15 protein-coding genes and 1 tRNA gene are annotated in these 13,579 nt (G+C 59.2%); 4 read left to right on the top strand and 12 right to left on the bottom strand.

The annotated features are described in order from the left end of the window. Nucleotides 1–6 precede the first annotated feature (6 nt). The 12 genes from nuoF to rpsO all read right to left on the bottom strand — a co-directional run bounded on the left by nuoF (nucleotide 7) and on the right by rpsO (nucleotide 9,852). On the bottom strand, nucleotides 7–1,362 hold the full coding sequence (gene nuoF, locus ACQ4MJ_RS03790) for an NADH-quinone oxidoreductase subunit NuoF (protein WP_218300594.1): 1,356 nt from the start codon (nucleotides 1,360–1,362) through the stop codon (nucleotides 7–9). Continuing rightward, nucleotides 1,359–1,850 carry an NADH-quinone oxidoreductase subunit NuoE gene (gene nuoE, locus ACQ4MJ_RS03785; protein ID WP_431149953.1) on the bottom strand — a complete coding sequence of 164 codons (492 nt, stop codon included), beginning with the start codon at nucleotides 1,848–1,850 and terminating at the stop codon, nucleotides 1,359–1,361. The genes nuoF and nuoE overlap by 4 nt, the downstream gene beginning before the upstream one ends. Continuing rightward, nucleotides 1,847–3,100, bottom strand: coding sequence for an NADH-quinone oxidoreductase subunit D (locus ACQ4MJ_RS03780; RefSeq protein WP_182119480.1), 1,254 nt, complete (start codon nucleotides 3,098–3,100; stop codon nucleotides 1,847–1,849). The genes nuoE and ACQ4MJ_RS03780 overlap by 4 nt, the downstream gene beginning before the upstream one ends. A gap of 26 nt (nucleotides 3,101–3,126) precedes the next feature. Continuing rightward, nucleotides 3,127–3,735 (bottom strand): NADH-quinone oxidoreductase subunit C, encoded by a 609-nt coding sequence (locus ACQ4MJ_RS03775; protein ID WP_431149956.1) that lies wholly within the window; start codon nucleotides 3,733–3,735, stop codon nucleotides 3,127–3,129. Between the two features lie 10 nt (nucleotides 3,736–3,745). Then, complete coding sequence (locus tag ACQ4MJ_RS03770; protein ID WP_007849129.1) at nucleotides 3,746–4,225, bottom strand: NuoB/complex I 20 kDa subunit family protein; 480 nt, start codon at nucleotides 4,223–4,225, stop codon at nucleotides 3,746–3,748. Between the two features lie 24 nt (nucleotides 4,226–4,249). Continuing rightward, entirely contained in the window at nucleotides 4,250–4,609 is a 360-nt protein-coding gene (locus ACQ4MJ_RS03765) for an NADH-quinone oxidoreductase subunit A (protein WP_055393226.1), read from the bottom strand. A 73-nt stretch (nucleotides 4,610–4,682) separates the two neighbouring features. Next, nucleotides 4,683–4,767 (bottom strand) — tRNA-Leu (locus tag ACQ4MJ_RS03760). Between the two features lie 114 nt (nucleotides 4,768–4,881). After that, nucleotides 4,882–5,256 carry a preprotein translocase subunit SecG gene (gene secG, locus ACQ4MJ_RS03755; protein WP_055393223.1) on the bottom strand — a complete coding sequence of 125 codons (375 nt, stop codon included), beginning with the start codon at nucleotides 5,254–5,256 and terminating at the stop codon, nucleotides 4,882–4,884. A 39-nt stretch (nucleotides 5,257–5,295) separates the two neighbouring features. Further along, nucleotides 5,296–6,045: a triose-phosphate isomerase gene (gene tpiA / locus ACQ4MJ_RS03750; RefSeq protein WP_431149959.1), complete on the bottom strand. Its 750-nt coding sequence runs from the start codon at nucleotides 6,043–6,045 to the stop codon at nucleotides 5,296–5,298. Nucleotides 6,046–6,047: 2 nt separating this feature from the next. Further along, nucleotides 6,048–7,034: an NAD(P)H-quinone oxidoreductase gene (locus ACQ4MJ_RS03745; protein WP_431153119.1), complete on the bottom strand. Its 987-nt coding sequence runs from the start codon at nucleotides 7,032–7,034 to the stop codon at nucleotides 6,048–6,050. Nucleotides 7,035–7,131: 97 nt separating this feature from the next. Beyond that, a complete protein-coding gene (pnp, locus tag ACQ4MJ_RS03740) occupies nucleotides 7,132–9,378 on the bottom strand; it encodes a polyribonucleotide nucleotidyltransferase (protein WP_228899345.1) in 2,247 nt (748 codons plus the stop codon). A gap of 207 nt (nucleotides 9,379–9,585) precedes the next feature. Continuing rightward, the gene (gene rpsO, locus ACQ4MJ_RS03735; protein WP_005793232.1) at nucleotides 9,586–9,852 is read right to left on the bottom strand and encodes a 30S ribosomal protein S15; all 267 of its coding nucleotides are present in this window, start codon (nucleotides 9,850–9,852) and stop codon (nucleotides 9,586–9,588) included. 615 nt (nucleotides 9,853–10,467) lie between these two features. On the opposite strand from rpsO, the gene ACQ4MJ_RS03730 reads away from it, so the two are divergent. The 4 genes from ACQ4MJ_RS03730 to ACQ4MJ_RS03715 are packed head-to-tail and all read left to right on the top strand — an operon-like array spanning nucleotide 10,468 to nucleotide 13,529. After that, nucleotides 10,468–11,070, top strand: a complete 603-nt coding sequence (locus ACQ4MJ_RS03730; RefSeq protein WP_431149962.1) for a GspH/FimT family pseudopilin — start codon at nucleotides 10,468–10,470, stop codon at nucleotides 11,068–11,070. 5 nt (nucleotides 11,071–11,075) lie between these two features. Continuing rightward, on the top strand, nucleotides 11,076–11,738 hold the full coding sequence (gene pilV / locus ACQ4MJ_RS03725) for a type IV pilus modification protein PilV (RefSeq protein WP_431149963.1): 663 nt from the start codon (nucleotides 11,076–11,078) through the stop codon (nucleotides 11,736–11,738). Nucleotides 11,739–11,786: 48 nt separating this feature from the next. Beyond that, on the top strand, nucleotides 11,787–12,695 hold the full coding sequence (locus ACQ4MJ_RS03720; protein ID WP_431149965.1) for a PilW family protein: 909 nt from the start codon (nucleotides 11,787–11,789) through the stop codon (nucleotides 12,693–12,695). A gap of 18 nt (nucleotides 12,696–12,713) precedes the next feature. Next, nucleotides 12,714–13,529: a pilus assembly PilX family protein gene (locus tag ACQ4MJ_RS03715; RefSeq protein WP_431149968.1), complete on the top strand. Its 816-nt coding sequence runs from the start codon at nucleotides 12,714–12,716 to the stop codon at nucleotides 13,527–13,529. The last annotated feature ends 50 nt before the right edge of the window (nucleotides 13,530–13,579 follow it).

Raw genomic sequence — 13,579 nt, 5'->3', positions numbered from 1 at the left:
TCGCGATCAGACGGAGGTCGCGGCCTGCGGGGCCTTGTTCCGGATCAGTGCCTCAAACTCGGGACGGAAATGTTTGATCATGGCGCGCACAGGCATGGCAGCGGCATCGCCCAGCGCACAGATCGTGCGCCCCTGGATGTTGTCTGCCACAGAATTGAGCAGGTCCAGATCGCCTTCGCGCCCCTGACCGTGCTGAATACGGTCGATCACGCGCCACATCCAGCCCGTGCCTTCACGGCATGGCGTGCACTGGCCACAGGATTCGTGGGAATAGAAGTACGACAGGCGCAGCAGACTCTCGACCATGCTGCGGGAATCGTCCATCACGATGACGGCACCCGAGCCCAGCATGGAGCCAGCCTTTGCAATGGAGTCGTAATCCATCGTGCATTCCATGATGATGGAGGCAGGCAGCACCGGGGACGAGGAGCCACCGGGAATCACTGCCTTGAGCTGGCGCCCCTTGCGCACGCCACCGGCCAGTTCGAGCAGCTTGGCAAACGGTGTGCCCATGGGTACTTCGTAGTTGCCGGGCTTTTCCACATCGCCCGAAACCGAGAAGATCTTGGTGCCACCGTTGTTGGGCTTGCCACACTCCAAGTAGGCTTGGCCGCCATTGCGGATGATCCACGGCACGGCCGCGAAGGTCTCCGTGTTGTTGATGGTGGTGGGCTTGCCGTACAGACCGAAGCTGGCAGGGAACGGCGGCTTGAAGCGCGGCTGGCCCTTCTTGCCTTCGAGCGATTCGAGCAGCGCAGTTTCTTCGCCACAGATATAGGCACCGAAGCCATGCGCCGCATGCAGCTGGAAGCTGAAGTTGCTGCCAAGGATCTTGTCACCCAGGTAACCGGCTGCGCGCGCTTCTTCCAACGCTTCTTCAAAGCGGTCGTAGGTCTGGAAGATTTCACCGTGGATGTAGTTGTAGCCCACAGAGATGCCCATCGCGTAGGCCGCGATGATCATGCCTTCGATAACGATGTGCGGGTTGAACTGAAGGATGTCGCGATCCTTGCACGTGCCAGGCTCGCCTTCATCGGAGTTGCACACGAGGTACTTCTGGCCTGGGAACGAGCGGGGCATGAAGCTCCACTTGAGGCCGGTGGGGAAACCCGCACCGCCACGGCCGCGCAGGCCGGATTCCTTGACAGTGGCGATGACCTGGTCCTGCGTGAGTGGTTCACCGCCATCGGTGCCCAGGATCTTGCGCAGCGCAGCATAGCCGCCGCGCGCTTCGTAGTCCTTGATGCTCCAGTTCGCACCATCCAGGCCCGCGTAGATCTGCGGGTTGATGTGGCGGTCGTGGAAGCAGGTCTGGACGCCCGTGGCCTGGAACTGCGAGAGGATCTGTGCAGCGGTGGTCATGCTTGTCCCTCCGCCGCACGCAGGCCGTCGACCAACTGGTCGAGCTTGTCGTTGTCCATGAAGCTGCACATCGTGCGGTCGTTGACCAGCATCACGGGCGCATCGGCGCAGGCGCCCAGGCACTCACACTGCTGCAGGGTGAACAGGCCATCGGCCGTGGTCTCGCCCATGGTCACACCAAGCTTCTTTTCAAGGTGGTGCAGCGCCTTCTGTCCGTCGCGCAGCTGACAAGGCAAGTTGGTGCACACGTTGAGCTTGTACTTGCCCACCGGCTGCTGGTTGTACATGTTGTAGAAGGTCGTGACTTCATGCACGGCGATCTGGGCTATACCCAGATACTCGGCAATCACCGCTTCACTTTCAGCACTGACAAACCCCTGCTCCTGTTGCACGATAGACAGGCAGGCCATCACTGCAGACTGCTTCTGCTCGGCGGGGTACTTGGCCACTTCACGCGCAAAACGCGCGCGGGTCGATTCGGTAATCATCGGTCAATCTCTCCGAACACGATATCCATGGTGCCGATGATGGCCACGGCGTCCGCAATCATGTGGCCGCGTGCCATTTCGTCCAGCGTGGCGAGGTGCGCGAAACCAGGCGCACGGATCTTGAGGCGGTACGGTTTGTTGGCGCCGTCGCTCACCAGGTAGATGCCAAACTCGCCCTTGGGATGCTCCACCGCAGCATAAGCCTCACCCTCGGGCACGTGAAACCCTTCAGTGAAAAGCTTGAAGTGGTGGATCAACTCCTCCATGTTGGACTTCATGGATTCACGAGCGGGCGCAGCCACCTTGTGATTGTCAGTAATGACAGGACCCGGATTGGCTTTGAGCCAATCCACACACTGCTTGATGATGCGATTGGATTCGCGCATTTCCTGCACGCGCACCAGATAGCGGTCGTAGCAGTCACCTGTCTTGCCCACGGGTACATCGAAGTCCACACGGTCGTAAACATCGTACGGTTGGGTCTTGCGCAGGTCCCAGGCAATACCGGAGCCACGGATCATGGGGCCGGTCATGCCCAGGTTCAGCGCACGCTCGGGCGGCACCACACCAATACCCACGGTGCGCTGCTTCCAGATACGGTTGTCGGTCAGCAGGGTCTCGTACTCGTCTACGCAACCGGGGAAGCGCTTGGTGAAGTCGTCGATGAAATCAAGCAAAGAACCTTGGCGGTTCTGGTTCATGGCCTCCAGGGCCTTGGCGTTCTTGATCTTGCTGACCTTGTATTGCGGCATGGAGTCCGGCAGGTCACGGTACACACCGCCTGGACGGAAATACGCTGCATGCATGCGCGCGCCAGAGACGGCTTCGTACATGTCGAACAGGTCTTCGCGCTCGCGGAAGGTATAGATCAGGATGGTGGAGCTGCCGCAGTCGTTGCCATGCGAACCCAGCCACATCAGGTGGTTCAGCAGGCGCGTGATTTCCGAAAACATCACGCGGATGTACTGCGCACGCAGGGGCACTTCCAGGCCCAGCAGCTTTTCGATGGCCAGGCAGTAGGCGTGCTCATTGCACATCATCGAAACGTAGTCCAATCGGTCCATGTAGGGCAGCGACTGGATGTAGGTCTTGTGTTCGGCCAGCTTTTCGGTGGCACGGTGCAGGAGGCCGATGTGCGGGTCGGCCCGCTGTACGACTTCGCCATCGAGCTCCAGCACCAAGCGCAGCACACCGTGCGCCGCCGGATGCTGCGGACCAAAGTTCAGGGAATAGTTCTTGATTTCAGCCATGGTGGTTCACATGGGGCGCGGGCGCCTTAGTGCAGGCCTCCGTACTTGTCTTCGCGGATGATGCGCGGCGTGATCTCCCGCGGCTCGATCGACACGGGTTCGTAAACCACCCGGCGCAGCTCTGCGTCGTAGCGCATCTCAACATGACCAGACAGCGGAAAGTCTTTGCGGAAGGGATGGCCAATGAAGCCGTAGTCGGTCAGGATACGGCGCAGGTCGTTGTGGCCGTCGAACAAAATGCCGAACAGATCAAACGCTTCGCGCTCGTACCAGTTGGCGGAGTTCCACAGGTCGGAGACCGAGGCCACCACCGGAAAATCATCATCGGCGCAGAACACCTTGACCCGCACACGCTGATTCAGACTGACGGACAACAGGTGCGAGACCACGCAATAGCGGGGGCCTTCACGCACGGCATCGGCATATGCCGAATAGTCCACGCCACACAAATCGATCAGTTGCTCAAAGCGGCAACCTTCAGCGTCACGCAACACGCGCATGGATTCGAGGTAATCAGCCGCATCAACGACCAAGGTGACCTCATCCAACGCCACCGTGATCTGACGCACCATCACCCCCAGGGCGGCGGCAATATTGTCTTTGAGTTTTTCAGGCCGAATGGCAACAGCGGTCATCATCAACCCTTCAGACACGAGCAATGGTGTTGGTACGGCGAATCTTCTGCTGCAGCTGGATGATCCCGTAGATCAACGCCTCCGCCGTGGGCGGGCAACCTGGCACGTAGACATCCACCGGAACAATGCGATCGCAACCACGCACTACGGAGTAGCTGTAGTGGTAGTAACCGCCGCCGTTGGCACACGAGCCCATCGACAACACCCAACGCGGCTCGGACATCTGGTCGTACACCTTGCGCAACGCAGGCGCCATCTTGTTGCACAGCGTGCCGGCCACAATCATGAGGTCAGACTGGCGCGGGCTCGCGCGGAACACTTCCGCCCCAAAACGACCGATGTCGTAACGCGCCGCCGCAGCATGCATCATTTCGACGGCACAGCAAGCCAAGCCGAATGTCATCGGCCACAGAGAGCCGGTCTTGGCCCAATTCACCACCGAGTCGTAACTCGTGGTGATGAAGCCTTCCTTCATCACGCCTTCAATCATTGCATCATCCTTGTTGAGGCTCGCTCATTCCCAATCCAGGGCACCCTTTTTCCACTCGTAGGCAAAACCCACAACCAGAATGGCCAGGAAAATAACGACCGCCACGAAACCAGCGATCCCCACCTCATGCAGCGTCACCGCCCATGGGAAGAGGAATGCAATTTCGAGATCGAACAGAATGAAGAGAATGGCCACAAGGTAGTAGCGCACATCAAACTTCATGCGCGCATCCTCGAAGGCTTCAAAGCCACATTCGTAGGGAGAGTTCTTCGCGGCATCCGGGCGGTTGGGGCCCAGTATGTAGCCGAGTACAAGGGGGACAACGCCTACGGCGATGCCGACCAAGATGAACAAAAGGACGGGGAGGTACTGATCGAGGTTCATCTTGAGGATGTGCTCACCGCTGTGGCCTTGCCCGTCAGGACCCGAGCCGGGTCATGCAGGCAGGCCTTTGTTTTGGTGCCGTCGGCGAGACTCGAACTCGCACAGCTTTCGCCACTACCCCCTCAAGATAGCGTGTCTACCAATTTCACCACGACGGCTGATTTTTGCATCTGGATGGCATGAGGAACCTTGCGGTTTTGGCTTTCCAGACAATCCAGAATTCTACTCCGGAAAAACCCTGCTTCGGCTTACGGAGCCCAATTTAGTGCAGATTATTTGGTGGGGATCTGCGCTGCACCCGAGGCGGGCACGGCAGGAGCCACAGCAGCATCCGAAGCCGACAACGAAGGCGCACCTGCAGGCACTGCAGCAGCGGGATTTTCCAGCACGCTACCCGAACTGGCAGGACGCGCATTGCCGAAATAGGCCAGTGCCAGCGTTGCCACAAAAAACACCGCAGCCAGCACCGCCGTAGTGCGCGACAAGAAGTTGGCGCTACCGCTGGCACCAAACAGGCTTCCGGAACTGCCACTGCCAAACGCTGCGCCCATATCGGCACCCTTGCCATGCTGGATCAGGATCAGGCCAATCATCCCCAAGGCCGTCAGCATCTGCACAGCCAACACCACATTCACGATCACGTTCATTCTCTGTTCACTCCTGATTGAATAGTTTGAAGGGCAGCCTCACCGGGCGGCCGCAATGATTTGAAGGAAATCGGGCGCTTTCAGCGAGGCACCGCCAACAAGGCCGCCATCGATATCCGGCTGGGACAGCAACTGGGCGGCATTGGCCGCATTCATGCTGCCGCCGTACAGCAGGCGGATTCGATCCGCATGCTCGCTGGCCGCAGACAGCTGTGCCCGCAGCACTGCATGCACTGCCTGCGCCTGCTCAGGCGACGCCGTGCGGCCCGTGCCAATGGCCCAGACCGGTTCGTAAGCCACCACCACTTCGCTGATGCAGTGACCATTGAGGTGGATCACAGCCGCCAATTGACGCTTGACCACAACCTCGGTCTGCCCAGCTTCGCGCTCCTGAAGAGTCTCGCCCACGCAGACGATAGGCGTGATACCTGCCGCCAGTGCGCGCTGCGCTTTCTCGGCGACCACCACGTCGGTTTCACCATGGTATTGGCGGCGCTCTGAATGCCCCACGAGCGCGTACCGCACACCAAAGTCTTTCAACATGGCGGCCGACACCTCTCCGGTGTAGGCACCTGCTTCGTGCTGCGATACATCCTGGGCAGCCACCGCCACCAAAGACCCCGACGCAGCAGCCTGCACCTGCGCCAGATAGGGCGCCGGCACCGCAACGGCCACGTCACAAACCGCGTCAGCCAGCCCCGCCAAGATGCCTTTCAGCAAAGCATCGTTGGCAGCCAGACTGCCGTTCATCTTCCAGTTGCCTGCGATGAGTTTTCTCTTGTTTTTCATGATCACCACGTCAAAACAATCTTGCCAATGTGCTGATTTGACTCCATCAGCGCGTGGGCCTTAGCAGCCTCTGTCGCCGCAAATGTGCTGTGAATGACGGGCCGCACACGCCCCGCCACCAGCAGAGGCCACACATGCTCGCGCAATGCACGCGCAATCGCCCCCTTGAATGCCACAGAACGCGGACGCAAGGTGGAGCCAGTAATGGTCAGCCGGCGGCGCAGCACCAAACCCGCATTGAAGTCGCTCTTGATGCCACCCTGCACCGCAATGATGACAATGCGGCCGTCCTCAGCCAGGCACTGCACCTCGCGCGCCACGTAGTCACCTGCCACCATGTCCAGCACCACATCCACGCCTTTGCCCTGCGTAATGCGATTGGCTTCTGCCACAAAATCCTGCGTCTTGTAGTTGATGGCCTCGTGGGCCCCCAGCTGCAGGCATGCCGCACACTTTTCGTCGCTACCTGCAGTTGCAATGACCGTTGCGCCAAAGGCCCGTGCCAATTGAACAGCCGTCACACCAATACCACTGGTACCGCCTTGCACCAGCAAGCTTTCACCCTCCTGCAGACACCCCCGGTCGAACACATTGCTCCACACGGTGAAAAACGTCTCGGGCAGTGATGCAGCCTCGACATCGCTAAAGCCATCAGGCACCGGCAGGCACTGCACCACAGGCGCCACGCACCATTGGGCATAACCACCACCCGCCACCAGCGCACAGACGCGGTCACCCACCCGGATACCCGCCTCGGCCATGGCTGCGGCATCCCCCGACTCCACCACTCCCGCGACTTCCAGGCCCGGCAGGTCAGACGTGCCAGACGGAGGGGCATAGTGCCCCATCCGCTGGAGCACATCGGGGCGGTTGATACCGCTGGCAGCCACACGGATCAGCAGCTCACCGACACCCGCCTGCGGCACGGGGCGCTCACCCAGGCGCAAGACCTCGGGTACACCAAAGGAAGTGATCTCGACAGCACGCATATTGCGATTCATGGGACGGTCAATTTTTGAGTGATTTTGGCTGCCAGCACTTTATTTAAAAGCACAAGCAGCTACAAAATCAATAGCAAAAATCCGATCAACCGACAATCTGCCCGGAACCGCTGTCCGAAGGCAAGGACTGTTGCTGTTGCTGTTGATCCGCGGGCTGACGGCCCCCGTCACGACCATGGTCACGGCGTGGTTCGCGGTCGCCGCGCTCTGCTGGAGCAGGACGGTCGCTGCCGCCGGCAGGACGATCGGCCAGCACCTTCATCGACAGCTTGACGCGGCCCTTCTCGTCGGTTTCCATGACCTTGACCTTCACGATCTGGCCTTCGGTCAGGTAGTCACCCACGCGCTCAACGCGCTCGTGGGCAATCTGGCTGATGTGCAGCAGACCATCCTTGCCGGGCAGCAGATTGATCAGTGCGCCGAAGTCCAGGATCTTGGTCACAGGGCCTTCGTAGATCTTGCCAATTTCGACTTCCGCCGTGATCTGTTCGATGCGCTTCTTGGCCTCGTCGGCCTTGGCCGCATCAGTGGCGGCGATGGTGATGGTGCCGTCTTCCTCGATGTTGATCTGGCAGCCGGTTTCTTCGGTCAGCGCACGGATCACCGCACCGCCCTTGCCGATCACGTCACGGATCTTCTCGGGGTTGATCTTCATCGTGTAGAGCTTGGGCGCAAAGTTCGACACCTCAGTCTTGGCTTCACCCATGGCCTCTTGCATCTTGCCCAGGATGTGCATGCGCGCTTCCTTGGCCTGGGCCAGGGCGACCTGCATGATCTCCTTGGTGATGCCCTGGATCTTGATGTCCATCTGCAGCGCGGTAATACCAGCCGTGGTACCCGCCACCTTGAAGTCCATGTCACCCAGATGATCTTCATCACCCAGAATGTCGGTCAACACGGCAAAACGGTTGGCATCCTTGATCAGGCCCATGGCGATACCCGCCACATGCGCCTTCATCGGAACGCCCGCGTCCATCAGCGACAGGCAGCCACCGCAGACCGATGCCATCGACGACGAGCCGTTGGATTCGGTGATTTCGGACACCACGCGCATGGTGTAGGGGAATTCTTCCTTCGTCGGCAACACGGCAATCAGAGCGCGCTTGGCCAGACGACCATGGCCGATTTCGCGGCGCTTGGTCGAACCCATGCGACCCACTTCACCGGTGGCAAAGGGAGGCATGTTGTAGTGCATCATGAAGCGGTCTTCATACTCTCCAGCCAGCGCATCGATGCGCTGAGCGTCGCGCTCGGTGCCCAGCGTGGTCACCACCAGCGCCTGGGTTTCGCCACGCGTGAAGAGCGACGAGCCATGGGCGCGGGGCAGTACGCTGCCACGGATTTCGATAGGGCGCACGGTGCGCGTGTCGCGGCCATCGATCCGGGGCTCGCCGGCTAGGATCTGGCTGCGCACGATGCCAGCTTCGATATCGAACAGCATGCCTTCAACCTTGACAGCGTCGAACTCGACACCCTCAGCCTTCAAGGCTGCCATCACGGCCGCATAAGCTTCGCGGCAAGCCTGCGTGCGGGCTTGCTTGTTGCGGATCTGGTAGGCAGCGCGCAGCTTGTCGTCGGCCAGGGCCACCACTTTGGCGATCAGGGTTTCGTCCTTGGCAGGGGCTTCCCACTGCCATACGGGCTTGCCAGCATCGCGCACCAGTTCGTGGATGGCGTTGATGGCCACATTGCCTTGCTCGTGGCCAAACACCACAGCGCCGAGCATGATTTCTTCGGACAGTTGTTGTGCTTCGGATTCCACCATCAGCACGGCGGCCTCGGTACCTGCCACCACCAGATCCATCTGCGAGTTCTTGCGCGCAGTCTGACCAGGGTTGAGCACGTATTCGCCATTGATGTAGCCCACGCGTGCGGCGCCAATGGGGCCATTGAACGGGATGCCGGAGATGGCCAGGGCTGCACTGGTAGCGATCAGGGCTGCGATGTCAGCGTCCACCTCTGGGTTCAGCGACACCGTGTGGATCACCACATGCACTTCGTTGAAGAAACCTTCGGGGAACAGCGGGCGGATCGGACGGTCGATCAGACGGCTGGTCAGGGTTTCGTGCTCGCTGGGCTTGGCTTCGCGCTTGAAGAAGCTGCCAGGGATCTTGCCTGCAGCGTAGGTCTTCTCGATGTAGTCCACCGTCAGGGGGAAGAAGTCCTGTCCTGGCTTGGCACCCTTGGATGCCACCACGGTGGCCAGCACCACGGTGTCATCAATGTTCACCAGCACAGCGCCGGAGGCTTGGCGGGCGATCTCACCCGTTTCCATGATGACGGTCTTGTCACCCCACTGGAAGGTCTTGGTGACTTTGTTGAAAATGCTCATGTTCAGCTCCTGTTTTAATAGCTGGTAGCGCTCTACCAGATTGGCTTGGAGAGCAATTCAGAACACGATGCCATTCCAGGGAACCTGCACACCAACCCATGGCGGCAACTTCATTGGAATGACACAGCTTCGCTCTGTTTTGCGACTCCGAAGTAAAAAACGCCTGAGCTAGCGGACTAACCCAGGCGTTTTCGCATGCGATTGCAATTACTTGCGCAGACCCAGCTTGGCGATCAGCGCGGTGTAACGGTCAGCGTCCTTGGCCTTCAGGTAGTCCAGCAGCTTGCGACGACGGCTCACCATGCGCAGCAGGCCACGGCGACCATGGTGGTCCTTGGCATGCGTCTTGAAGTGGGGGGTCAGTTCGTTGATGCGGGCGGTCAGCAGGGCCACCTGCACTTCTGGGCTACCAGTGTCATTGGCAGCACGGGCGTTCGCCTTGACGACTTCGGCCTTGATAGAGGATGCGATCATTGTTTTTCCTTGATAAGGCCCGCAAAGGAAGCTGGGCCGTGGTTTTTACTTGCGCCAGCGGCTGGAACGGCTGCAGGCGTGCGTCTTGCACCATGCAAAACTCCGTGATTATAGCCTTGGCAAGAATTTAACCTTGCCAAGCACCATGCAATCTAGAACACTCGCGCAGAACTTGGACCTCCGATCCACACTGAAAGTCTCCCATGACACAAGCCAACGCAACATCGGCACGCAGACTTCCAAGCCTTTCACCCCGAAGCGGGTTTCCCACACTTTCCACCGTCGCATTTGCATTGTTCTTGCTGACCAGCCCAGAAGTCACACTTGCGAAAGGCACCTCCGACAGCAAAACGGCCTCAGCGAGCAATCCTGCAAAAAAGAAAGGCGTGAGCAAAGTGACCCACCAACGAAGCACCTCCGAAGAAACACGCGCCGAACGTGATCGGAGGATGTATCGAGAGTGCAAAGGTTTGCACAATGCTGGGGCGTGCAGAGGCTACACGCGATAGTCACAAACCACAGGGCGTGGCCCTGGGCGAGCCGCTCATCACCACGCGGGCGCCACTCATCAAGCACACCCACGCAGCCTCAGAACTATCCAAATAGCATTCGCCCATGCAGAACATGCAATCTCTATCTCGCTTACGGCGGAGTATCCGCAAACCGAGCCCCCCACGGGCACCCTATGGGTTCACCGTCATTGAGCTGATGGTGGTCGTTTCCATTTTGGCCCTTCTCGCGGCACTGGCCCTCCCCAGTTTCACACCGCTGATAGAGCGCTGGCGCGTGCAGCAGGCGGTGAAGGGGCTTGAATCCACCCTTTACTACGCACGTGCAGAAGCCATCAAACGGGGCGGTACCGTCACAGTCCGCAAGCACCCCACTGGCACCGGTGGCTGCCTGCTCGCTCCTGGCAACGCAAATTGGGATTGCGGCTGGTTTGTTTTTACCGACACCAACAGAAATGGAACATTGGATGCAGGTGAAGAAGTTTTGCAAAGCTTCCCTACCCCGCCGAACATTGACGTGACGCGCGTAGGCGGTGCTGCAAGCATCGAATTTGACCGCTGGGGCCGGGTGTCAGGCCCATTTGTCGGTTTCAGCCTGGTCCCTCACGATAAAAACATCTCAGACTTGGCAGCTCGCGGCCTGTGCATGAGCTCCGGGGGACGCATCAGAACCATTAAATCCGAAGATATGCCATGCACGTCCGGCTAAAGACTATGCAGCACACTGCTCATCCTAATCAGCGAGGCATCACGCTGATCGAATCCCTGGTCGCCATCGTTGTTGCCGCATTGGGCATTCTGGGCGTTCTGGGTGTACAGATGCGTACCCTTAGTGACACCCAAACCAGCGTGCACCGTGCACAGGCCATTCGCCTGATTGAAGATCTGAGCGAGCGCATGAAGACCCACCCCAATGCCTTGGTGAGCATTGACAGCTACACCGTTGACTGGCGCCCAGGCCCAGCCCCAACCCCTCAGGCTTCCAAACTCTGCGAAGGCGCCACCAAATGCACCCATGCAGAGTTTGCGGCTTATGACCTGCGTGAATGGAAACGCACCCTTGAGCGCACCCTTCCTTTGGGAGACGCCAGCGTCTTTTTTGCTCCGGCCGAACCCACAGCCGGTAGCCGCCGCCAGCTGGGCGTGATGATCCGTTGGCGTGAGAACGAGCGCAGTACCGACAACTCTTACCTCGCAGATTTGCTGACAACGGCAACCAATCTGGGTGGAGACGCTGGTGCGCCGGTCTGCAACGTCAGCCCCACGTCCACACCCAGGTACACCTGCCACCTCCAGTACATCCCTGTCAGCAGTCGCTGTGCTCCTTACTTTGCCGATGTCACCGTGCAGTACTTCTGCCCAGGCCCCAAGTCCTGACAACGTTTGACTTCACCCGCTCCTCCCTTTTTATCAGGCAAGCCCGGCATGAAATATTCCACCTCGAGGCCAAACAATCAGCGTGGCGTGACGCTGATTGAACTACTGGTCGGCATCACGATTGGCCTGCTCACGATCGCCGTGGCGATGGGCGCACTCATGGTGTCACGTGGCGTCACGGGCAGCGTGAGCGATGTCAGCGACCTGCAGCAGCAAGCCTCGTACGCTTTCCGCGTGATTGGCTCGCAATTGAGACAGTCAGGCTCCATCAAACTCAAAATGTCGGCGACCAAATTGGAAACTGACCTCACCCCACCTTTGGTTGCAGAACCAGTGGCGTTTGAAACCGACTTTACCGACGGGACCAACACATTCACCCTGGCGACTGACACCCTGAGTGGTCTGGACTCCCCTGGCGCCAGCGAATACAAGCTCACCGCCGGCTATCGAAACTACACAGAAGACGTGTACCTGCGCACGAACCCCAGTGCGCCCCCAGCCCCGGAATCTGTGCTGCGCAATTGCCTGGGAGGCACTGGTACCCCCACCCTCATCCAAAGTCAGTTCGTATTGAATGTTGCAACCAATGAGCTCCGCTGCAACGGCCCCAGCGTAGCAGGTAATGACATCCAGCCGATCGTCCGCAATGTCGCCAACTTCCGGGTCCGCTACCTGATGCAAACGGAAGCAGGCACGGGCAACCCCAACCTGCGCTATGTAGATGCGGCCACGGTGGGCGCTCCAGGCACCCCTGGCTGGGCCCAGGTTTTTGCGGTGGAAGTCTGTTTGGTGCTCTTTGGCAACGAAAAAATCAATCTGCCTGCAGGCAGCACCTACACAGACTGCGATGGCGCCACTGCAGTTGATCTGACCACGCTGGCGGAGCCTCGGAACCGGCGCGTGCACATGGTGTTCCGCAACGTCTACCAACTGCGCAGCCAAGGGCTGGCAGGCTAATCCACACACTGCACTGCCATGCAACGCATGCCCCTACCTCTCTCCCTCCCCCAAAAACAGCGGCGCCAAAGCGGGGTCGCACTGTTCGTTGTGATTGTTTTTGTCATGCTCTCGATGCTGCTGGCACTGTGGGCGTCACGCACTTCGGTGTTCAACGAAATGGTGGTTGGCAACGACGCCGATTACCAGCGTGCTTTTGAAGCGGCACAGGCACTGATACAAGACGCTGAACTCGACATACGCGGCGAAAAGGCCGATGGCAGTGACTGCAGGATTCCAACCGCCACGGCCTGCCGCGGAGGCCAGTCCGCTGTTGCACAGATCCCATTAGAAGCCAAGGAAGCTGCTGCATTGTGGGCAGACTTGGAGAACATCACCACAGGCCCACGCTGCCTGAACGCTCTTTGCCTGAAACGGACAGGAAGACAGGATTTTTGGAACAACGTCAGCGACAAAACAGACCCCCTCGTCGATTTCACGCTGGCTGAAATGGCGGTTGACACCGTGGGTGCGCGCTACGGTCAATACAGCGGCGCTCAGCTAAGTAGCGACGAAAATGAGCCCAAAGGCAATCCCATTTTGCGAGATCGTTCCGCAAACAACCGGGGCGGGTGGTACTGGATCGAGATATTGCCTTACGACCCGAACGCAGACAAATCAGCGTTGATTGCAGGCGGCGCCAATCACCTGCCGCTTAATATGAAACCCAACGTCGTATACCGCATTACCGCCATTGCGTATGGGCGCAAGGTAAGACGCGTAGCAGGTGTGGACGTACCGATCACCCAAGCGGTGCTGCAACAAACCTACGCCCGCCAGAAGCTCAAAGACTGATTTTTATTCAAAAATGATAGCTTTTCCCGCTTGATACACAAGCATCAAAA

The organism is Acidovorax facilis (assembly GCF_050626955.1).
Taxonomy (GTDB): Bacteria; Pseudomonadota; Gammaproteobacteria; order Burkholderiales; family Burkholderiaceae_C; genus Acidovorax; species Acidovorax facilis.
The sequence above is the reverse complement of the archived record's forward strand: the minus strand, read 5'-3'. Positions and strand labels throughout refer to the sequence as shown.

Coding starts and splice junctions, on each gene's coding strand:
- ACQ4MJ_RS03775 (WP_431149956.1), bottom strand. CDS start 3,735: ATGACCGCTGTTGCCATTCGGCCTGAAAAACTCAAAGACAATATTGCC.
- pilV (WP_431149963.1), top strand. CDS start 11,076: ATGCAGCACACTGCTCATCCTAATCAGCGAGGCATCACGCTGATCGAA.
- secG (WP_055393223.1), bottom strand. CDS start 5,256: ATGAACGTGATCGTGAATGTGGTGTTGGCTGTGCAGATGCTGACGGCC.
- nuoE (WP_431149953.1), bottom strand. CDS start 1,850: ATGATTACCGAATCGACCCGCGCGCGTTTTGCGCGTGAAGTGGCCAAG.
- ACQ4MJ_RS03715 (WP_431149968.1), top strand. CDS start 12,714: ATGCAACGCATGCCCCTACCTCTCTCCCTCCCCCAAAAACAGCGGCGC.
- ACQ4MJ_RS03730 (WP_431149962.1), top strand. CDS start 10,468: ATGCAGAACATGCAATCTCTATCTCGCTTACGGCGGAGTATCCGCAAA.
- nuoF (WP_218300594.1), bottom strand. CDS start 1,362: ATGACCACCGCTGCACAGATCCTCTCGCAGTTCCAGGCCACGGGCGTC.
- ACQ4MJ_RS03745 (WP_431153119.1), bottom strand. CDS start 7,034: ATGCGTGCTGTCGAGATCACTTCCTTTGGTGTACCCGAGGTCTTGCGC.
- pnp (WP_228899345.1), bottom strand. CDS start 9,378: ATGAGCATTTTCAACAAAGTCACCAAGACCTTCCAGTGGGGTGACAAG.
- ACQ4MJ_RS03765 (WP_055393226.1), bottom strand. CDS start 4,609: ATGAACCTCGATCAGTACCTCCCCGTCCTTTTGTTCATCTTGGTCGGC.
- rpsO (WP_005793232.1), bottom strand. CDS start 9,852: ATGATCGCATCCTCTATCAAGGCCGAAGTCGTCAAGGCGAACGCCCGT.
- ACQ4MJ_RS03780 (WP_182119480.1), bottom strand. CDS start 3,100: ATGGCTGAAATCAAGAACTATTCCCTGAACTTTGGTCCGCAGCATCCG.
- ACQ4MJ_RS03720 (WP_431149965.1), top strand. CDS start 11,787: ATGAAATATTCCACCTCGAGGCCAAACAATCAGCGTGGCGTGACGCTG.
- ACQ4MJ_RS03770 (WP_007849129.1), bottom strand. CDS start 4,225: ATGATTGAAGGCGTGATGAAGGAAGGCTTCATCACCACGAGTTACGAC.
- tpiA (WP_431149959.1), bottom strand. CDS start 6,045: ATGAAAAACAAGAGAAAACTCATCGCAGGCAACTGGAAGATGAACGGC.